Annotated in this window: 20 protein-coding genes and 1 pseudogene; 13 read left to right on the plus strand and 8 right to left on the minus strand. The window is 43.7% G+C overall.

What is annotated here, in order from left to right:
• Window positions 1-670 (minus strand): annotated as a pseudogene (ndhH, locus tag CSQ79_RS17455) (photosynthetic/respiratory NAD(P)H-quinone oxidoreductase subunit H); the annotation flags it as partial.
• Window positions 671-1021: 351 nt separating this feature from the next.
• Here ndhH and rplU point away from each other — a divergent pair.
• Together rplU and rpmA are read left to right on the plus strand one after the other, a co-directional pair.
• Window positions 1022-1441: a 50S ribosomal protein L21 gene (gene rplU / locus CSQ79_RS17460; protein ID WP_099702442.1), complete on the plus strand. Its 420-nt coding sequence runs from the start codon at window positions 1022-1024 to the stop codon at window positions 1439-1441.
• A gap of 24 nt (window positions 1442-1465) precedes the next feature.
• On the plus strand, window positions 1466-1753 hold the full coding sequence (rpmA, locus tag CSQ79_RS17465) for a 50S ribosomal protein L27 (protein WP_099702443.1): 288 nt from the start codon (window positions 1466-1468) through the stop codon (window positions 1751-1753).
• 70 nt (window positions 1754-1823) lie between these two features.
• Here the strand turns inward: rpmA and CSQ79_RS17470 are convergent, their stop codons facing one another.
• The gene (locus CSQ79_RS17470; RefSeq protein ID WP_099702444.1) at window positions 1824-2258 is read right to left on the minus strand and encodes a hypothetical protein; all 435 of its coding nucleotides are present in this window, start codon (window positions 2256-2258) and stop codon (window positions 1824-1826) included.
• Window positions 2259-2683: 425 nt separating this feature from the next.
• Here CSQ79_RS17470 and cruF point away from each other — a divergent pair, with 425 nt between their 5' ends.
• On the plus strand, window positions 2684-3604 hold the full coding sequence (cruF, locus tag CSQ79_RS17475) for a gamma-carotene 1'-hydroxylase CruF (RefSeq protein ID WP_099702445.1): 921 nt from the start codon (window positions 2684-2686) through the stop codon (window positions 3602-3604).
• An 18-nt stretch (window positions 3605-3622) separates the two neighbouring features.
• Entirely contained in the window at window positions 3623-4813 is a 1191-nt protein-coding gene (gene cruG / locus CSQ79_RS17480) for a 2'-O-glycosyltransferase CruG (RefSeq protein ID WP_099702620.1), read from the plus strand.
• Here cruG and rnhA read toward each other — a convergent pair.
• The gene (gene rnhA, locus CSQ79_RS28950; protein WP_099702446.1) at window positions 4773-5672 is read right to left on the minus strand and encodes a ribonuclease HI; all 900 of its coding nucleotides are present in this window, start codon (window positions 5670-5672) and stop codon (window positions 4773-4775) included. The two genes, cruG and rnhA, sit on opposite strands and share 41 nt — an antisense overlap.
• Window positions 5673-5925: 253 nt before the next feature.
• On the opposite strand from rnhA, the gene CSQ79_RS17490 reads away from it, so the two are divergent.
• Complete coding sequence (locus CSQ79_RS17490) at window positions 5926-7878, plus strand: DNA polymerase III subunit gamma/tau (RefSeq protein WP_099702447.1); 1953 nt, start codon at window positions 5926-5928, stop codon at window positions 7876-7878.
• On the opposite strand, the gene CSQ79_RS17495 is transcribed toward CSQ79_RS17490, so the two are convergent.
• Window positions 7875-9269 (minus strand): glycosyltransferase family 2 protein, encoded by a 1395-nt coding sequence (locus CSQ79_RS17495; RefSeq protein WP_099702448.1) that lies wholly within the window; start codon window positions 9267-9269, stop codon window positions 7875-7877. The two genes, CSQ79_RS17490 and CSQ79_RS17495, sit on opposite strands and share 4 nt — an antisense overlap.
• Window positions 9270-9802: 533 nt before the next feature.
• On the opposite strand from CSQ79_RS17495, the gene ebsA reads away from it, so the two are divergent.
• Together ebsA and CSQ79_RS17505 are read left to right on the plus strand one after the other, a co-directional pair.
• A complete protein-coding gene (gene ebsA, locus CSQ79_RS17500) occupies window positions 9803-10177 on the plus strand; it encodes a type IV pilus biogenesis protein EbsA (protein ID WP_099702449.1) in 375 nt (124 codons plus the stop codon).
• A gap of 167 nt (window positions 10178-10344) precedes the next feature.
• Window positions 10345-11430 (plus strand): phosphotransacetylase family protein, encoded by a 1086-nt coding sequence (locus CSQ79_RS17505; protein WP_099702450.1) that lies wholly within the window; start codon window positions 10345-10347, stop codon window positions 11428-11430.
• A gap of 26 nt (window positions 11431-11456) precedes the next feature.
• Here CSQ79_RS17505 and CSQ79_RS17510 read toward each other — a convergent pair whose 3' ends face one another.
• Complete coding sequence (locus CSQ79_RS17510; protein ID WP_099702451.1) at window positions 11457-11933, minus strand: DUF4188 domain-containing protein; 477 nt, start codon at window positions 11931-11933, stop codon at window positions 11457-11459.
• Window positions 11934-12116: 183 nt separating this feature from the next.
• On the opposite strand from CSQ79_RS17510, the gene CSQ79_RS17515 reads away from it, so the two are divergent.
• The 5 genes from CSQ79_RS17515 to CSQ79_RS17535 all read left to right on the plus strand — a co-directional run bounded on the left by CSQ79_RS17515 (window position 12117) and on the right by CSQ79_RS17535 (window position 14559).
• Window positions 12117-12647, plus strand: coding sequence for a PadR family transcriptional regulator (locus tag CSQ79_RS17515; protein ID WP_099702452.1), 531 nt, complete (start codon window positions 12117-12119; stop codon window positions 12645-12647).
• A 63-nt stretch (window positions 12648-12710) separates the two neighbouring features.
• The gene (locus CSQ79_RS17520; protein WP_015189176.1) at window positions 12711-13217 is read left to right on the plus strand and encodes a hypothetical protein; all 507 of its coding nucleotides are present in this window, start codon (window positions 12711-12713) and stop codon (window positions 13215-13217) included.
• A gap of 36 nt (window positions 13218-13253) precedes the next feature.
• On the plus strand, window positions 13254-13670 hold the full coding sequence (locus CSQ79_RS17525) for an MAPEG family protein (protein WP_099702453.1): 417 nt from the start codon (window positions 13254-13256) through the stop codon (window positions 13668-13670).
• 130 nt (window positions 13671-13800) lie between these two features.
• A complete protein-coding gene (locus tag CSQ79_RS17530; protein ID WP_099702454.1) occupies window positions 13801-14292 on the plus strand; it encodes a YajQ family cyclic di-GMP-binding protein in 492 nt (163 codons plus the stop codon).
• 102 nt (window positions 14293-14394) lie between these two features.
• Entirely contained in the window at window positions 14395-14559 is a 165-nt protein-coding gene (locus tag CSQ79_RS17535; protein ID WP_015189173.1) for a metallothionein, read from the plus strand.
• A gap of 94 nt (window positions 14560-14653) precedes the next feature.
• On the opposite strand, the gene CSQ79_RS17540 is transcribed toward CSQ79_RS17535, so the two are convergent.
• Window positions 14654-15430 (minus strand): class I SAM-dependent methyltransferase, encoded by a 777-nt coding sequence (locus CSQ79_RS17540; RefSeq protein ID WP_099702455.1) that lies wholly within the window; start codon window positions 15428-15430, stop codon window positions 14654-14656.
• 155 nt (window positions 15431-15585) lie between these two features.
• On the opposite strand from CSQ79_RS17540, the gene metH reads away from it, so the two are divergent.
• On the plus strand, window positions 15586-19125 hold the full coding sequence (metH, locus tag CSQ79_RS17545; RefSeq protein WP_099702456.1) for a methionine synthase: 3540 nt from the start codon (window positions 15586-15588) through the stop codon (window positions 19123-19125).
• 1 nt (window position 19126) lies between these two features.
• Here metH and CSQ79_RS17550 read toward each other — a convergent pair whose 3' ends face one another.
• Together CSQ79_RS17550 and CSQ79_RS17555 are read right to left on the minus strand one after the other, a co-directional pair.
• Window positions 19127-19864 carry a Uma2 family endonuclease gene (locus CSQ79_RS17550; RefSeq protein ID WP_099702457.1) on the minus strand — a complete coding sequence of 246 codons (738 nt, stop codon included), beginning with the start codon at window positions 19862-19864 and terminating at the stop codon, window positions 19127-19129.
• A gap of 168 nt (window positions 19865-20032) precedes the next feature.
• Complete coding sequence (locus CSQ79_RS17555; protein ID WP_099702458.1) at window positions 20033-20704, minus strand: hypothetical protein; 672 nt, start codon at window positions 20702-20704, stop codon at window positions 20033-20035.
• Window positions 20705-20764: the final 60 nt, after the last annotated feature.

A 20764-nucleotide genomic window follows, 5' to 3' on the forward strand; every position in this document is an offset into this window, starting at 1 on the left:
TCGGACCTGACAATCCCCAGTTGATCGCTTCAGAGCGCGAGATTGTGCCGATACCTTCTACACGGCGGCGGAAGATGGGATTATTGGTAATCAGACGTTCGTATTCGTCTACTTTTGGGTCAAAATAGTCGCAAAAGTCGAAGCACTTATCTACCCAGCCATAAGGTAAATCGACCGCGACTCCACCGATGCGGAAGTAGTTGTTGTTCACCATCCGGTAGCCTGTGGCTGCTTCCCATAGGTCGTAAATCAGTTCCCTTTCTCGAAAGATATAAAAAAACGGAGTTTGCGCACCAACATCAGCCATAAACGGTCCCAACCACAGCAAGTGATTGGCAATGCGGTTCAACTCCAGCATGATGACGCGGATGTAGCTAGCGCGTTTGGGAACAGGAATATCAGCTAATTTCTCCGGTGCATTGACAGTGACGGCTTCATTGAACATTCCGGCAGCGTAGTCCCAGCGACTCACATAGGGAACGTACATGATATTGGTGCGGTTTTCCGCGATTTTCTCCATTCCACGGTGCAGATAGCCAATGACTGGCTCGCAATCTACTACATCTTCGCCATCCAAGGTGACGATCAGTCGTAGTACGCCATGCATCGAAGGATGGTGCGGACCCATGTTCAGCACCATAGGTTCCGTTCTCGTTTCAATTCTTGGCATAGAGCAGCAAGTTTAAGTTTTGTAGCGTTGTCTTCATTATCACTGACGGCGATGTTTTTGTGTATTGGGAATGAGCAATTAGCAGTTAAAAAGTTATGAGTGTTAAGTGTTGAGTTTTAAGTTAAGAAAATTCTAATGCCTCCAGCACCTTTCTTCGCTTTCCAAAACTCAAATCTAGCCATCAGTCACTCGCTCCTCGCCCCTCATTTTTGACAAATACTTAATAACCTTACTACAATAAGAGATTGTGCTGTCTAAACCCTGCTCGGATCAGGTGAATGATTAGCAAAAGTTGGTAGCTTATCAACAAAGCTTACCAGCTACCTGTACGGCAAAGTTACAAAATATCCCATGACTTACGCAATTATTGAAACTGGCGGCAAGCAATTAAGAGTAGAGCCTGGTCGCTTTTACGATATTGAACGCTTGAGCGTTGAACAAGACGAAAAAGTTACTTTGGACTCAGTTTTATTTGTACAACACGACGACGGCATTGCGATTGGACAGCCGTTTGTGGATGGAGCGACAGTAGAAGGCACAGTGTTACGTCATCTACGCGATCGCAAAATTCTTGTGTACAAAATGAAACCAAAGAAGAAAACGCGCAAAAAGCGGGGACATCGTCAGGAAATCACGCGGTTGATGATTAATTCCATTAGCTTGAATGGTTCAGTGTTTACTTCCGACGCAGCACAACCAAATGCTAGCGCAGCTGCTTCATCTGACGCTGAGGTAGAATCCTCTGCTGAAACTGCTGATGAAGCACAATAGAAAGACAGAGATTCAGAGGAAATTATGGCTCACAAAAAAGGAACTGGTAGTACCCGCAACGGTCGTGATTCAAATGCCCAACGCCTAGGCGTAAAACGCTTTGGCGGCGAAAAAGTTCGTGCTGGTAACATCATAGTGCGCCAGCGCGGTACTAAATTTCACCCTGGAAACAATGTAGGCATTGGCAGCGACGACACCTTATTCGCTTTAATTGATGGCGTGGTGACTTTTGAAAGAAAGGACAGAACCCGCAAAAAAGTCAGTATATATCCGGCTGCAGTGCAAGAAGCTGTGGCAGCAACAGGATCGTAACAGGCGATCTTTTAGGTTGGGAAGGCTACTTGCTTAAGGCGGTAGCCTTTTAATTTGCTTATTCACTCAATCACAGCCACCAGTAAATCCAAGTTTGTGCTACTCCACCTATCACCAAACCGACAATCGAAACAGCAGTTAATATCCAAAATATTTGCATTTCACTCCATCCAGCTCTTTGTGCATCCAAGCGAAATAATGTAGCAGAAGACACAGCAACTAATCCATGTGCAAATATATGAAACCAGGAGATAATCAGGACGGTTAAAAAAGCTCCGACGACAGCGACAAAAAAAGCTCTGGTGTCAGACTTAAATAAAAGTCCTAGATCATTTTTTAATTGAGACCACGGAGAAGCCAGGAGGGTGGAGAGGAAGAAAATACACGCGATCGCAACCACCCAAGCTGCTATGGGATCGTTGAATGCTTCTAACAACCAGCCGAAGGTAATGTACGTTAATAGCAGTAAGGTGAAAGATAGCCAAGGAATTTTGAAACTTAGCATTGAACTGGTAAGTTACTCATTTAACACGTTGGTGAGGGTAGTAGAGGTAACAACATCTGCTTAACAGCTCTGTTCATAATTGTCTTTATGTGCAACAAATTGGATAAAACTTGTCTCTAGCTGTAGTTTTATGCCAAATTCCTACTTAAGCAGTCGTATTGTAACTCGGCTATAGCTTTACTCGTACTGCACTGCCTATCTTAGGAGTTTTACACCTTCACAAAGACTTTATGATTGAGGATTACAGCAGCAGAACCAGTATGAGATATCTTTATCTTCTACACTCTGCGCTTTATACTTAGCCTTTTAGCAAGTCAGTTAACTATCTTCCTTATGAACAAAAAACTTATTCGCTGTATTCGTAAACATTTGTAAACTATTATGAGTGACATTTATCCAGTGTCAGATTGTCTCAAGGAACTCTCATGAAGCAACTTGTTATTGCTGAACGCTACTGCTTAATTGGTCATATTTTGGCAAAGACTTTTGGACTTGCAGGGTTGATCCTAGTCGTACCGCATGCTGACGCCATCTTACATTTACTGCCAGAGGGAAGCACTTTATTTCAGTGGAGTGTAGAAAAGTCTATGGCTGGAGGTGGTGTAACTGACATCCTGCTAGGATTAGTCGCTGTCTCAATTTTTGCCTACCGCACGGTTGGAGTACGACTAACATTGGCATTTATGCTGCCAGCCATTTTTATATCTTTGGCGAGTGAATTATTAGGAACAGGTACTGGGTTTCCGTTTGGAGATTACAGCTACCTTAGTGGATTGGGTTACAAGATTGCAGGGCTAGTGCCTTTTACTATCCCTTTGTCTTGGTTCTATATGGGTTTTTCTTCCTATTTAATTGCTAATGTTGCTTTGAATACTGCTAAGTCTAGCTGGTTGCGCCAATTAGGTGCTGTGTTACTAGGTGCAATGCTGTTTACAGCTTGGGATTTTGCCCTGGAACCAGCAATGAGTCAAACAACTTTTCCTTTTTGGTATTGGGCAGAACCAGGAGCTTTCTTTGGTACACCCTATCGTAATTATTTGGGCTGGTATGGCACGAGTGCCTTATTTATGAGTGTGGCTGCATTGTTATGGAAAAATCCCCCATTAAACTTAAACCGCTCGCAGCTGATTGTGCCATTGATTGTTTATTTAAGTAACGTTGCGTTTGCTGCCGCTATTAGCTTAGCTTCTGGATTTTGGATTCCAGTAGCTATGGGTTTAATCTTGGGTGTCATTCCAGTTATTTTTCTATGGTGGATGGCACAACCCAGTACAGAAAATACTCCTGTCACAGAAGCAACGACAGGTGTTGTTAACAACCCTTCTGTCAAAGTTGCTTTAAAGTAAACCGTGCAGGGAGTTGATGTGGTCAGCTGGTTAATATTTCAAGGCGCTATTGCATTGTTGCTACTGATTCAAATTCCAGCAACAGCAGTTTTACTATCGCGCTTACTCAAAGGTCCTCGTCGCCATCCTCCCTTAGAACCTACCTTGGCTACACCAGAACTTGTAGGTAGTGTGAGTGTCGTGGTTCCCACTTTAAATGAGGCTGACCGCATTAGTCCCTGTTTAGCTGGGTTGAGTCGGCAAAGTTACGAAGTTCGAGAAGTTATTGTTGTAGACAGCAACTCTCAGGATGGAACACCAGATTTAGTAAAAGCGGCACAAAAACACGACCCGCGCTTTCATTTGATGACAGATGACCCTTTACCTTCCGGTTGGGTAGGTCGTCCGTGGGCATTACATCATGGGTTTTTACATAGTTCGGAAGATAGTGAATGGTTTTTAGGGATGGATGCGGATACCCAACCTCATCCTGGTTTGGTTGCTAGCTTGGTGAAAACTGCACAAGATGAAGGCTATGACTTGGTTTCTTTATCACCGCAATTCATTCTCAAGTCTCCTGGCGAATGCTGGTTACAACCTGCGTTATTAATGACCCTGCTGTATAGATTTGACAGTGCTGGTGTCGATGCTGCAGTTGCCGAAAGAGTCATGGCGAATGGACAGTGCTTTTTGTGCCGTCGTGCGGTATTGGCTCAAGTGGGTGGCTATAGTAGCGCTAAAAGCTCTTTTTGTGATGATGTGACATTGGCACGAAATATTTCATCTCAGGGCTTTCGCGTAGGGTTTTTGGATGGGGCAAAGGTTTTTAAGGTCAGGATGTATGAAGGAGCAATCCAAACGTGGCAAGAATGGGGGCGATCGCTTGATTTAAAAGATGCCTCCTCGTCTGCGGCTTTATGGTGGGATTTGTGGCTGCTATTTGCAGCTCAAGCTTTACCTTTGCCCATTGTCTCAAGCTACTTGCTGTTTTTACCGTCTACACCTACACCTTTTTTACTCTCATTACTGGGACTCAATGTCTTTTTGCTAATCATCCGCTTTGCTTTATTATTTGCGATCGCGCCTTCTTACGATCGCTCTCAAGCACAAGGAGGTTGGTTATTCTGGTTTTCACCTTTCGCCGATCCTTTAGCAGTACTGCGGATTTTCTTATCTGCTTTTCACACTCCTACTCAGTGGCGGGGTCGCCAGTACGATCGTCCGAGTTAACTTGATCTGCGCGTTCTAGTTCCCAAAGAATTTGGTTTCCTTCGCGTCGGACGCGTGACACAATCCAGTTGCGCCAGCGCCACTCGTCACCACGACTAGTTACTGCGCTGGCGTGCACGTCCATCAAATCTGCTAATTCAGAGCTTGTAATTAAGTAACCTTTCGCTGCGATTTCGTCAGCAATCCGTAAAGTTTCTACTAAGCTACGTAGCAGTGCCACTCTCGTCTCGCGGGGCATTTCTTCGCTAGCAACAACGGAGTTTGGTGTGGTAGATTCCATCATGGTCATATCTGAGACAAGGTGGCTAGAAGTTGTAGTCTTTTCGTAAGTTATCGTAGAGTGTGGTACGTAATCAGATACTTCTGTTACCAGTACAGAATTTGATGTGAGTTGTTGCAGCGTTGGGTTTTTACCAGTGGCAAATGCCCGCGCAATTTTGTCACAGCGTTCGTTACCTACATTACCTGCATGACCTCGCACATACTGCCATTGCACGCCCTGGTTGTTTCTTTCATCCAGAATTTGCCAGAGATCTTGGTTAAGTACTGGTTTTCCTTGGGCAGTTTTCCAACCTTTCTTTTTCCAACCTTTTACCCATTGTGTGATGCCTTTAATTAGGTACTCACTATCGGTGTACAGCGTAATGGGTTCATGAGTCGGTACGGTTGCGAGCAATTCTAGCGCGGCGATCGCAGCTTGCATTTCCATGCGATTGTTAGTGGTTTGTGATTCGTAACCACCGAGTTCGTGAACCGAGCCATCAGCCAGGTAAGCAACAACAGCCCAACCACCAGGACCAGGGTTGCCAGTGCAGGCTCCATCAGTGTATATGCTTTTGATTGTGGAGTTAGAAGGCATATGAAAATTGACTGCTATACACGCCTCAAAATAACTTCGCCTAAAGACAATGGTGCTAAGTCTTGATAACAAAAAGGTGAAGGACTATTAAGGCTAGCATAATTGCGTTTGGTTCTACCTAAATTTTTGCTAGCAAGTTACCTTATTAGTATATTTGTTCTACTTTGCAACAGATCTCACTCGAATAAACCACGCTTCTTTTGACCCTCAAAGACGACACTCGCTCAAATGTATCACTTTTAAACCTTTTTGCATGTACGAGCCACTACATCACAAGTATCGACCCCAAAACTTTGCCCAACTAGTGGGACAAGAGGCGATCGCCACAACGTTGAGTAATGCTGTTCGTACCAGCAGAATAGCTCCTGCGTACTTGTTTACAGGTCCGCGAGGGACAGGAAAAACATCTAGCGCTCGCATTTTGGCAAAATCGCTTAATTGTTTAGCAAGCAACATGCCTACCGCAGAACCTTGTGGAGTGTGCGAGGTGTGTCGAGGAATTGCAAATGGTTCCGCGTTGGATGTAATTGAAATTGATGCTGCGAGTAATACAGGGGTAGACAACATTCGGGAAATTATCGAGCGATCGCAGTTCGCTCCAGTGCAGTGTCGCTACAAAGTATATGCGATCGACGAATGCCATATGCTGAGTACCGCAGCCTTCAACGCTTTACTTAAAACGCTCGAAGAGCCACCACCACATGTTGTTTTTGTATTAGCAACAACTGATCCCCAGCGAGTTTTACCAACAATTATTTCCCGCTGCCAGCGGTTTGATTTTCGCAGAATTCCCTTAGAAGCGATGGTGCAGCATCTCCAAGCGATCGCGGCACAAGAACAAATCCACATTACCAGTGAAGCCATAACACTAGTTGCACAACTATCTCAGGGAGGATTGCGAGATGCCGAAAGCCTTTTGGACCAACTGAGTTTGTTATCAGGCAGTGTCACAGTAGAGAGTGTTTGGGACTTAGTCGGTGCTGTTGCTGAACCAGATTTGCTCGCATTACTAGAGGCGATCGCACACAACAACGCTGAACAGCTTTTAGACCGTACGCGTCAATTGTTAGAACGCGGCAGAGAACCTCTAACAATCTTGCAAAATCTCGCAAGTTGCTATCGCGATTTACTCATTGCCAAAACCGCCCCTCACCGTAACGATTTAGTTGCTTGTACTCCAACAACATGGCAAGCAATGTGTCACTTAGTGCAGCAGTGGGAAATAGCAACGATTCTCGAAGGACAAAAAAATCTCAAAACGAGTGAAGTGCAAATTAAAACTTCTACGCAACCGCGACTGTGGTTAGAAGTCACACTACTCGGATTATTATCTGTCACAAGTACGCCTGGACTGTCTTTGGTTAGCATCAATCGTCATAGCAACACCAACATATCACCTGTCAAAGACACTCCACGCCCTCAAACACCACCAGCAACCGTGACTGCACCTGAGAAAATACAACCAATACAACAAGAGGTTGTTGAACCATCGCCTCCACCGCCAGCTGATCGCGATTATTTAGATATCAGCGGTGAGGAAGATGAAGTTGAAATTGATACTGAAGTTGTCACCAACCAGTCTGTTGATTTAGAACAAGTTTGGCAACAGTTACTACAAAACCTGCCATTGCCAAGCAAAGCATTATTTAAAGAACATGGCAGCCTTGTCGCAATTTATGAGCAACAAGCCATCATTGGTATTCGTTCGCCGAAGTTACTCAAAATTGCCCAAACTAAAGTCACAGATTTGGAAGCGGCATTAGGAAAAATATACGATCGCAAGATCAAAGTACAACTAGAAGTTGCCGCAACTCATCAGTCGAATGTCCCCAAAGCAGCACCGCAGCCTACAAGAAATCCTGCGGTGAGTACTGTCTCTTCTCCTCAAGCAACTTCATCAGCACCTAGCACGACATCTACTTTAGTTAAAACCCAAGACGCGATTGCGCACAGCGCAGCACCCGAGGCGATCGCGCTTGAAGCCATTCCTGACACACCAATTACCGAGCCACTTTCAATCGCTGAATCTGCCGATGCTACAGATGAGGTGGCGATCGCCGCTCAACGTTTAGCTGATTTTTTCAAGGGTGAGATTCTGCAACTCAATGATGGTTCGCTATTTACTCAACCAATGACAACAAGCAGCCTACCACCGCAGGCTGCCTTAGATTGGGATGATGCTGAAGATACCGACTTTGATTTCTAATTGTTGCCTTGATGGACGGTTTTCACCCATTTTAGCCGCTTTGGTCGCACTGACATTCGTGCAGTGGTACTTGCCATCACCACCATCCAATGGCACATGTACAAAGTACCGCGCAGCGTTTGTAGAAAGATAACAAACAATGCTGACCAAGTGAGCTTATCTTCAAGCGTACGAATGCGCTTTAAACCAAGGAACATCCAGAGCATAAATATGGTGACAGTAAAGCTCGTGAGTGGCGTGAGCACAGGTAATCGGTTACGGGCGATCGCCATCAGTAGATCAGGAACTTGAGCGATCGGGACAATGTACTGAATCAGCAAAAACATCAGCAAGTCGAATTTTTTACCAGCACCCATGCGGCTTTTTACAATTAGCCGCCAATAATCTAAATATCGTTGATAGCCACCTTCTGACCAGCGATTACGTTGATGCCATAAGGCGATCGCATTTGTTACGCCTTCTTCTTCGACATCTGGGTAGCTGACAAATTCAATTTCCCAATTGTCTAAGTGTAAGCGTAAAGTGAGGTCAAGATCGTCAGTAATGGTTTCTTCGTTCCAACCACCACAACGCTCAAGTGCTTGACGGCGTACAAATTGACCATTTCCGCGCAACTCACCGATTCCACCAACGGCTACGCGCTGCTGCTGAACGTAGCTATCTACAGCCATTTCTGCCATTTGTCCACGAGTCCAGAAGTTCTCGTAAGAGTTGGCGATCGCTTTGCGTACTTGTACGGCTCCGACAGCGCGTCTGTGAAATATTGGCAATACACGCTGCAGCAAATCAGGCGTTACCTGTGCATCCGCATCAAATACTGCCAAAATCTCACCCTTAGTTAGTGGTAAAACTTGGTTCAATGCGCCTGACTTACCACCAGCAGCACCTGTACCCCGTCGTAACACTTTTAACTTATGGTAAGTTTGCTGTAATTTTTCTAGAAGTGCTGGTGTTTGGTCAGAACTATTGTCATCAATCACCCAAACTTCGTAGCGGTCTACTGGATAATCGAGGCTACAAAGAGTCTTGACTAAATTACCAATGACTGCTTCTTCATTTTTAGCTGCGACTAACAGAGAAACCGAAGGTAAATAATCGACTGGCGCATTTTGGGTACGAGGACGAGCAAAAACTAACCGGAGAGTATGAATTCCCCACAATGTCGTTAAACCTAATACCAGCCAAAATCCAAAAGAAATTAAATGAAGGGCAATTGTGCCACTCCAAACTACGACTAACACAACAGCTGCTTTGCGTCTACGACCCTCGCCACAAGTCTTGGGAGTTGTTTGCAACGCTTGTGGCTCGTCTTCTGATAACTCAGATAACAAGGAGCCAAGAGCATCAAGCTCACTGTAAGAATCGTTTTCGGGCCAGGAATTCGCTGGCATAATTTACTTGATCAACCACCAGAATTTATCTACACACTTCTAAGAAGCTAGGAGTGCCTTAACATCATACTCGCTGACTATTATCATCTCACCTTTGTCTAGCGTTTCTTGATTGACCTCAGACTGAGTACAGTAACGCTGACATCAGCAGATTTTGTTGTCAGGAATAGCAATCGCTGCAACAATCGCTGAAGCACGAAGTCTGTTAATGCAATTTTCCTTAGCTCTAATAAAAGCAAGTGCAGCCCTATTGTACCCGACATTGAGAGGAGCGAGGGGAGAAGTGTTAGTAACGCTTTGGCTAATTTTGAGTTTTGAATCCTCAAAAGTTTTAGAAAGTGAACAAAGGTGCCTGAGGCATTAGAACTGCTTCAACTCTCTTGAACTCACCACTCAAAACTCTTGACGAGAAACTCCTAGTCTCCCTCGCACCCCTGCTACAGCAGCTCAATATTTGGGAATACTAGGCGTAGGAGCTAATTTTATTGTTTTTACTCCTTATTGCCACATATAAATATTTTCACAATCCCAATATGTCAATTGAGCAACTACAACCTGCTGCTTTGCAAGAAGTCAGAGTCTATCAACCGTATTTTCAGGGCAATAAACGCAATACACTCCCCTTAGCAATTAGTCTTTACAAACAAGGAGTGCTTCAAGGACAGCGCAATATAGAAGGTGGTGATGATATTCCTTTTGTTGCGACTTGGAACGTTTCTACTCTACCTGCCGATTTAACTCGCTGTCGAATGCAGTTCGACGGTAAGGCAGATCTCAGTTATGAGGTGATGATGTCTAGTTCGGAACTCGTAGACTTTCTGATCGAGACGATTTTACATTTCAAACGGACTAATACAGTTGATTTCTCTAAGGGTTTTTACCGCAAACTACTCCGCTTCGACGATTAGATCAGAAAATCTTACTTCATTTTGTAACTTAAACTTCCAATCTGTTAGCCGTCTACCCTCAAACTACAAGAACTGCTGATGAGTCTTATCAAATAGCATGTTCAACCTAGAATATATAAATAATAAAAGTCGCGTGCGGCGAAATGTTGAGTTTAGGGAGTGGGGACGTGCCGAATGCTAAGTACTTGCTGATTGGATCAATGGAAGCTTACAGCGGTAAGTCGGCAACAGTGCTGGGGTTATCCGATCAGCTAAAGGATTCAAAACTCGATATTGCCTATGGCAAACCTCTGGGTAATTGGATGAATGACTCTGATGAATCGCTGATTGACGCAGATGTTCAGTTTATTAACCAAATACTTCAGCTACCAGAAAACAAACTATTACCGTCGCTCCTGACTTTAAATGAAGCCAACATTCAAAAGCGCCTGCGCGGTGAAGATACAAATGATTACCAATCGGCTGCAACACAATATCTGCAGTCAAAGGGAGATTTGGTGTTACTTGAAGGTCCAGGTACTTTAGAAGAAGGCAGCTTATTTGGTTTAAGCTTACTAGAGATTGCTGAAGTTGTTGATGCGAAAGTACTGCTTGTCGCACGATACAAACCAGTGTTTTTAGTGGAGGCACTTTTATCTGCGAAGCGGCGCTTGGGCGATCGCTTAATTGGTCTCTTAATCAATGATATTGCTCCAGAACAGATGGAGACTGTTAATACAGAAGTCCGCTCATTTTTGGAAAAACAAGGTGTTCCAGTCTTGGGAACACTACCAAAACATAATTTATTGCGGAGTGTCAGCGTCGCTGAACTTGTTCAGCACTTAGGTGCAGAAGTATTGTGTCGTCCCGATCGCCTGGATTTAATGGTAGAAAGTCTGGCAATTGGCGCTATGAATGTCAATGCGGCTCTAAAATATTTCCGCAGACGGCAGAACATGGCAGTGGTAACAGGTGGCGATCGCGTAGAAATTCAACTTGCTGCTTTGGAAAGTTCGACACAATGTTTGATTTTAACGGGACAACTACCACCACCACCATTTATTCTCTCCAAAGCTGAGGAACTAGAAATTCCCATTTTGTCTGTTGATCTCGATACACTCTCGACAGTAGAAATTATTGATCGCACTTTTGGACAAGTCCGTCTGCATGAACCAATTAAAGTACAATGTATCCGCGAGTTGATGCAGGAGCATTTTGATATCGAGCGCTTGTTGTCGCAATTAGAGTTAAAGCCTGCAGTGGCATTGCCTTAGCATCTCATGAAGTAGTGGCAGCAGATTTATCGGTTTTTGACTGTTGCCTTAGCACTTTCTCTGCGTCCTGTAATTGGAACGTGCTTAGTTGCACTGGCTAAGCCAAATATTGGCATGTTGCCATAAAAGGCTTCATAATTACCAGGTTCAATTAGGTAAGTTTCGTGCCAAATTCCTACACTGCCATCGTTACCTATGGCACGATTAAAACGTTGCCATGCCGATAGATGAGGATCAGCAGGATTCTTAGCAAAACGCTCTAAATCCTCAAACGAGCGCCAGTATTGAATTAGCCCAGCACCCCGCCAATAGACAAAGTTTTCTCCGCCTAAAAATCCTTTTTCTGGATGTTGACAAAGCGTATGCAGCATTGGTGCCATTGCCCGTGCTGTGGGAATCCATTTGGAAAAAGCGAAGAATTGATTAATTCGCATTCCAATCAGAAATACGACAAAGGGTTCGTCAACTTGCGCTGTAAAGCGCCCTGGCATGATTTGAACCATGACTGTCTTCCGTTGTATTGCAAGGTTTTACAAACAATTCGCTTAACTCGTTGGGTGCTGATAACGTAATATGAACGCAAATCATGCCCAACTAAAGATTTGTTTGTGCAATTAATTTAATATGTGTTTAATTGCATATTTAAATTATATGCAAACAGTTGCATATGTCAAGGAAATAATTTCATGGCTTTAGCACACGCAATTTTGGCAGTTTTGGTTGATTGCCCCAATAGTGGTTACGACTTAGCAAAGCAATTCGATGGTTCTGTAGGGTTCTTTTGGGCAGCCAGTCATCAACAAATTTATCGGGAGTTATCGAAACTCGAAAAGCAAGGTTGGCTGAGTAGTGAAATTATTCCGCAAGAAGGACGTCCTGACAAAAAGCTCTACTACATTACCGAAGCAGGGAAACAAGAACTGCAAGCGTGGATCGCTCAACCTTGTGAGCCAGCAGCAATTAAAGACGATCTTTTAGTAAAAACCTTTGCAGGTTATATAGCTTCCCCCAAAATAATTTTGGATGAGTTACAGCAGCATCGCCAAGCGCATTTAGAGAAGTTATCGACATACAAAACTCTAGAACAGCAGTACTTTCAAAATGTACAAACGCTGTCTTTAGCGGCGAAGTTTCGTTATTTAACGCTGCTTAAAGGTATTAGTTATGAAACCGACTGGGTGGCTTGGTGCGATCGCGCAATTGAAATACTTCGTTAATCGTAAATAACTGCGATCGCGCTGTCTGCTAGAATAGCTAGGTTGTTTAATCTGATTCCGTCTTTGAGTCAGTCTATAGATCTCGTCAACAACGTTGACACCTTAGCGCAAGAACTAGCAACGATTCAGCAAACAGGTGCTAAGCGAATCGCCTTATTAGGTTCTCGTCATGTTCCCCTTACTCATCAGCATCTGATCGAAATGATGAGTTATGCCCTCGTTTTATCTGGCAATCGATTGATCACCTCTGGCGCAACTGGAACGAACTCTGCTGCGATCCGAGGTGCAATGCGGGCTGATGCTAATTTATTAACGGTCATTCTTCCTCAAAGTCTAGAACGCCAACCACTGGAGTCACGACAACAGCTTGAGCAAGTAATGCACTTAGTAGAAAACCCCAGCAATGACAATTTGTCTTTGGCAGAAGCTAGTGCTATCTGTAACCAAGAAATTATCTCGCGCTGTCAGCAGTTGATTTGCTTTGCGTTTCACGATAGCCGTACTTTGCTACAAACTTGCCAAGAGGCAGAGGATCAGCGCAAAGTAGTGACGCTATTCTATTTAGACTAAGGCTGTTAGTTATTCGCTCTTTTCAACTGGTAAAACATGAATTTTTCACAACTACCAGCTTCAGTAGTTTTCTTATATTGCATTGTTGCGGCAGTTATTTTAATTTATCTGCCTTTCTTAGTCGTCGGTTACGCACGAGTAAAAGTTGGCTATGATATTGCCGCTCCTCGCGCTATGTTTGATAAGTTGCCACCCTATGCACAACGGGCAACATGGGCACATCAAAATTCTTTTGAAGCCTTTATGATTTTTGCCGTCGCAGCTTTGATGGCTTATGTCACAGGGGTGAATTCTAACTTAGCCGTCGGCGCAGCGATCGCATTCGTGATTGTTCGTTTTCTATACTCGGTATTTTATGTTGCCGACATTCCTATTGGGCGATCGCTGATGTTCGCCATTGGTTCCCTCTGTTCTGGTACTCTATTTGTCTTAAGTCTTTTGCAAACTAAATAGGAGCGAGTGAAAGAGTGGGAGAGTAAGAGTGTGGGAGTGTAAAAGATAATTGTCAATCCGCCTACCCAACTACCCGCCTACCTTCTGCTCCGTCTGACCCCTGACCCCTGACCCCTGACCCCTTTTGCTTATGGCTGCTACATACTCTTTTGATATCGTTAGTGATTTTGATCGCCAAGAGTTAGTCAACGCGGTTGATCAAACTGTACGGGACATCAAAAGTCGCTATGACTTAAAAGATACCCAAACTACTGTAGAACTCGGTGATGAAGTTATCACAGTGAACACTGATAGCGAATTTACACTAGAGTCAGTACATACTGTCTTGCGAGAGAAAGCTGCAAAGCGTCAATTATCGATGAAGATTTTTGATTTTGGCAAAGTTGAATCAGCAAGTGGAAACCGCGTTCGCCAAGAAATTAAGTTAAAAAAAGGCATCAGTCAAGAAATTGGTAAGCAAATCTCGAAGCTGATTCGCGATGAATTTAAGAAGATACAAGCTTCGATTCAGGGCGATGCAGTGCGAGTTTCGAGTAAAACAAAGGATGACTTGCAAGCTGTCATGCAACGTCTGAAGCAAGAAGATTTTCCAGTAGCTTTACAGTTTACCAACTACCGCTAGAGCGATCGCCGCTTCATTGGAAATCCTGAGTGTAAATTTTTTTAGTAAATGCATGAATATCTGTTCATATGTTATATTGATATTCAGAGCTAGGAGAAAAAAATGACAACTGTAACTCAAATGAAATGTGCGTGTGAAAATTGTTTGTGTATTGTTTCTCTAGAAGACGCCATTCAAAAAGATGGTAAGCCTTATTGCAGCGAAGCCTGTGCTAATGGTCACACAAGTGGTTCAGGTTGCGGTCATAGCGGTTGTGGATGTAGCTAAGATTCAATTTATTACTAAAGCCATTGTGGAGTATATCAGGGAGTAGGACAGAAAATGTTTCTACTCCTTTGTTGTTATGAAATTAACTTCTAATTCATTTTTTCACACATAAGAATCTATAGCCTACATCCAACTGATTGAGTTGCTTCAATTGCCCATATTTTGCATTCCATTGACCGTAATTTAAATCGGTTTGAAGAAGATTAATTCCGGTTTGAACTGCATTAGGATTAGCTAGAGCAAAAGCTGACATACTTGCTCTGACTTGAGCATTTAGATAAATTTCAGGTTTTCTCCAACCTGCTGCCAAGAACATATCTGACAAATCTGGTGGCAACATGAAAGGATGAACATCAACGACTCTTTGAGTAATTTCTTCAAGAAGAGATATGATATTTTTTAAAGATGAAAAAACTTGTTTGTCATACTCTCGAATAAAAGGGAAATAATCATACAACCAAAAACTTTTGCTTGCGATCACGTCAAAAGTAAGAATACTAACTTTCTTTTTAGCAATCCGGTTCATCTCGTAAAAAGCTTTTTTGAGTTCAGAAAAATGGTGAATTGCTAGAAGACAAATGACAGCATCTACTGCATTGTTAGGTAAAGTAATTGCCTCAGCATAATCGCTTAGCCATTGTACTCGCGGATGTGGTGTAGCGTGCGATCGCATCACGGCAGAAGGTTCAACAGCATAAATATGAAACCCGCGTTCAGCCAGCATCCTACTATAGCCGCCTGTGCCTGCACCAATATCAGCAATAATACTTCCTGGAGTTAACGCGAGTAAATGGACTACAGAATCAACTATCCGCACATCTGGAAGCCGAGAGTAAGCATAGGATTGACCGATCGCATCATAGATAGGCATGATGGTTTTTGTAGGACATTAGGTAATAAAAGGTAATTATTTCGGCGCGATCGCCCCCTCTTGCGCAGAAATTTTGCAAAATATATAGAAGTTGACTATTCTTAACCTACTTCTCAGCAATCAGACAGTTCTGTCACTGCTAGCGATATTTATATATGAACAGCCCTTTTCTGACTCGCCTCCACAGTCCCGATCGCCCTGTCATCGTCTTTGATGGCGCAATGGGAACAAATTTGCAAACCCAAAATCTCAGCGCAGAGGACTTCGGAGGAGCGCAATATGAAGGATGTAACGAGTATTTAGTTCATACAAAACCCGAAGCTGTTGCCAAGGTACATCGTGACTTTTTAGTAGCAGGTGCGGATGTTATTGAGACAGATACATTTGGTGCTGCGTCCATTGTCCTAGCAGAGTACGACTTAGCAGACCAAGCTTACTATTTAAACAAAAAAGCAGCAGAACTCGCGCTTCAAGTTGCCGCAGAATTTTCTACTCCAGAAAAACCCCGCTTTGTTGCTGGTTCAATGGGACCAACAACGAAATTACCAACATTGGGACACATCGACTTTGATACGATGCAAGCGGCTTTTGTCGAACAAGCTGAAGGATTATATGACGGTGGGGTTGATTTATTCATTGTTGAAACTTGTCAGGACGTGCTGCAAATTAAAGCAGCATTAAATGCAGTCGAATCAGTGTTTCACCGCAAGGGAGAACGACGTCCCCTCATGGTATCGGTGACAATGGAAACAACTGGTACGATGCTGGTAGGCTCCGATATCGGTGCAGCGTTGACAATTTTAGAGCCATACCCAATTGATATTCTCGGTCTAAACTGCGCTACGGGTCCAGACCGGATGGCAGAACATATTAAATATCTTTCGCAGCATTCGCCGTTTGTCGTTTCTTGTATTCCTAATGCAGGGCTACCAGAAAACGTAGGCGGTCAAGCACACTACCGACTCACACCGATGGAATTGCGCATGGCACTCATGCATTTCATTGAAGATTTGGGAGTGCAGGTGATTGGTGGCTGTTGCGGTACGCGTCCCGATCACATTCAACAATTAGCAGAAATTGCCACGACGCTGAAGCCTAAAGAACGGCATCCTAGCTATGAGCCAGCAGCAGCATCAATTTACAGTGCGCAACCCTATGACCAAGATAATTCATTTTTGATTATCGGCGAACGATTAAATGCGAGTGGTTCCAAAAAATGCCGCGAATTGCTTAATGCGGAAGATTGGGATGGACTCGTGTCGATGGCTAAAGGACAGGTGAGAGAAGGGGCACATATTTTAGATGTGAATGTGGACTATGTAGGGCGTGATGGCGAACGGGATATGCATGAACTGGTATCTCGATTAGTAACAAATGTGACACTGCCGTTAATGCTCGACTCCACTGAATGGGAAAAGATGGAGGCAGGGTTAAAGGTAGCTGGTGGTAAATGTTTGCTCAACTCGACGAACTACGAGGATGGAGAACCACGATTTTTTAAGGTATTGGAGTTAGCAAAACAATATGGTGCTGGTGTCGTTGTGGGCACGATTGATGAAGATGGAATGGCGCGAACCGCCGAAAAGAAATTTGAAATTGCCCAACGTGCTTACAATCAAGCTGTAGAATACGGTATTCCACCAGAAGAAATCTTTTTTGATACCTTAGCGCTACCGATTTCGACAGGAATTGAAGAAGATCGCGCTAATGGTAAAGCAACGATTGAAGCAATTCGTCGCATTCGCGAAGAACTACCAGGCTGTCATGTAGTTTTGGGGGTTTCCAATGTTTCGTTTGGCTTAAATCCCGCTGCGCGTGTGGTACTTAATTCGATGTTTCTCCACGAAGCCATGATGGCAGGAATGGATGCAGCAATTGTTAGTGCTAGCAAGATTTTGCCGTTGGCTAAGATTGAGCCAGAACACCAGGAACTCTGTCGCAAGTTGATTTATGATGACCGGCAATTTGATGGAGATATTTGTGTTTACGATCCCTTGGCAAAGTTGACAACCTTGTTTGAAGGTGCAACAACGAAGCGCGATCGCACAATTGACGAAAGTATTCCTATCGAAGAACGTCTCAAGCGTCACATCATCGACGGCGAACGTATTGGCTTAGAAGAACAACTGCAAAAAGCTTTGGAAAAATATGCACCACTCGATATTATCAATAACTTCTTACTCGATGGCATGAAAGTTGTTGGAGAACTGTTCGGTTCTGGACAAATGCAGCTACCTTTCGTGTTGCAATCTGCGGAGACAATGAAAGCTGCAGTGGCTTATCTTGAGCCATTGATGGAAAAGCAAGAAAGCGGTAATAACTCTAAAGGTACGGTAGTCATTGCAACAGTCAAGGGTGATGTTCACGATATTGGTAAAAACCTTGTTGATATCATTTTGTCGAATAATGGCTACAAAGTCGTTAACCTTGGTATCAAGCAGCCAGTGGAAAACATTATTGATGCCTATGAAGCGCATAAAGCCGATTGCATTGCGATGAGTGGGTTGTTAGTGAAGTCCACTGCTTTCATGAAGGAAAATTTAGAAGTATTCAACCAGCGAGGAATTACGGTTCCGGTGATTTTGGGCGGTGCAGCGTTGACCCCTAAATTCGTTTATGAAGATTGCCAGCAAACGTACAAAGGACACGTCGTTTACGGTAAAGATGCCTTCTCTGACTTGCATTTTATGGATAAGTTAATGCCCGCTAAGTCGCAAGGTAACTGGGACAATCTCCAAGGCTTCTTAAATGGATTGGCAGAAGATCCTCAAACATCGCAAAATGGGCATCAAGAACCCCCTGCAGAAAATCTTTCACCCCTAGCCCCTAATCCCATGCCCCTCGTTGCTGATACCCGTCGTTCTGAAGCTGTAGCAGTCGATATTGAGCGCCCTAAGCCGCCTTTTTGGGGAACAAAGATATTGCAACCAGAAAATATTGCTTGGGATGAGTTATTTTGGTACTTGGATTTACAAGCTTTGATTGCAGGACAGTGGCAGTTTCGTAAACCAAAAGAGCAATCAAAGGAGGAATATCAGGCGTTCTTAACACAGAAGGTATATCCGATTTTAGAGTATTGGAAGCAGCGGATTATTGCTGAGAAGTTATTGCATCCGCAGGTGAGTTATGGGTATTTTCCGTGTCAAGCTGTAGGGAATTCATTGAGAGTTTACGATCCAAACCATAAGGATACACAGGAAGTGGCAAGGTTTGAGTTTCCCAGACAAAAGTCTTTGAGGAGGCTTTGTATTGCTGATTTCTTTGCATCGCAAGAGTCGGGTGTGATTGATGTGTTTCCGATGCAGGCGGTGACGATGGGAAATATTGCAACGGAATTTGCGCAAGAGTTGTTTGCTGCGAATCAATACACTGACTACCTCTATTTTCACGGTTTAGCAGTGCAAATAGCTGAAGCTTTGGCAGAGTGGGTTCACGCACGAATTCGTCGCGAGTTGGGCTTTAGTATTGAGGAACCGGATAATATTCGGGATATCTTGGCGCAGCGCTATCGCGGTTCCCGCTATAGTTTTGGTTATCCTGCGTGTCCGAATATTCAGGATCAATATAAATTGTTGGAGTTATTGGAAAGCGATCGCATTAATCTTTACATGGATGAAAGCGAACAGCTGTATCCTGAACAATCGACAACGGCAATTATTGCCTATCACCCTATAGCCAAGTATTTTAGTGCGTAGTTTATAACTCTTCTAGATTAATTCCTTGTTCTCGCAGTAGTGCGCTTAAGGCTGCATTACGCTGTCTTTCTTGCTCTAATTGTTTTGTTGCTTCATCAGCGCGTTGGCTTTCTTGTTCAGCGCGTTGGTGTTCTTGTTCAGCACGTTGGCGTTCTTGTTCGCGTAGCTGATTTAGCTCAACATAAGTCAGGAATTTGTCTCCTAGAGGTGAAAAAATTTCTAAAGTATCAGAACTCAGCTGAAATTTTATTTTGAGGCGGGGACTCATCCAACCATCCATTTCTGTAATAATCTCTAAATCATTTCCAGAACGCAGCCAACCAATTAGCTCATTGTCGTCTGGATCGTATACATAGTATTCTTCTACGCCGTAACGTTCGTAGAATTTAAATTTTTCTGCCATTTTCTTCAGGCGGTTTCCAGGAGAGAGTATTTCAAATACAACCTGTGGCGGAATATTGTCTTCTTCCCATTGTTTATAGGAACCTCTGTCTCCTTTTGGTCTGCCAAAGACAACCATTGTATCTGGGGCTTGACGAATTTTATTATCTCCCTGAACCGGATACCACAGGAGATCGCCAGCAACAAATACATGGCTATCATTTATAAATAGTAGTTCTAAGTTTTCTTTGATAGTGACAATCCAACGAAATTGTTTGGTGTTGTCTGCCATTGGTTGACCATCGCTATCTGGGTAGATAATGGTTGGAGTTGTGTTTGTTGGCAGTTGTTTTACCATGCTGCTCTCTCCATTCGAGAGGGATTGCCCTATTCTATCTTTTTGCTTAGGTGTTAATCAGTTAAGGAGTTTTCACCAATGACTAACACCTAGAAAATAAAAATAGCACCTGGAATATAAGGTGCTAAAACATATCATTTCTGCTTGTTTCTATTCTGGTACTGTCAATTAGTAAGTAGTGGTAGTAGTGACATTTGTTCTGGGGCTACGTGCGCCAGCAGCTGCACCAATCATTGAAGCGATTAAGCCTAGTAAGGAACCAAAGAAGAACCACCATAAACCTCTAGAAAGTCCACCAGCAATGTCACGGGTTTGCTGTGCCGTTACACCAGGCTGTCCACCTGTTCCTGTTCCTGGTGTAGGAATTGTGCCTTGCTGAGCCTGTTCAAGAACTCCTCCTGCTACATTAGCAGCTGCTTGAGTTGCTAAACCAAAGGCACCTGTGACACCACTTGCGAGTAACCAAGAACCAAGTGCTAATGTTGTTGCCCAAAGAATCGCTCCGTTTAAGAGAGCTGTGCTACGATTCATTGGTCCGCAAGCACGGGCTGTTACCCAGCCACCAACAAATAAGGAAATCAATAAACCAATAGTTGACCAAATACCTACGTTACCGGCAACATCTGGTGCATTTGTTCTTGGAGCACCAGAATCTGAAATTGTCGTTGCGCCAATTGCACCAAATAGCGCGCTGAGGAGTAATTGAGTTGCTAAAGCAACAACTAAACCTGAAAGAATAGGACCCCAGCGAACGCGATCGTGATAATCGACGACAGCTGCTCTAGTCGCAACGGCAGGCTCTGAAATGACATCATCTGCCGGTCTGTTTACATATGACATGGGTAACTTGCCCCCCTTTCCTGTTCTACTTTGTTATATTTCTACTTGAGCCTATAAGTT

It is taken from the genome of Gloeocapsopsis sp. IPPAS B-1203 (assembly GCF_002749975.1).
Taxonomy (GTDB): domain Bacteria; phylum Cyanobacteriota; class Cyanobacteriia; order Cyanobacteriales; family Chroococcidiopsidaceae; genus Gloeocapsopsis.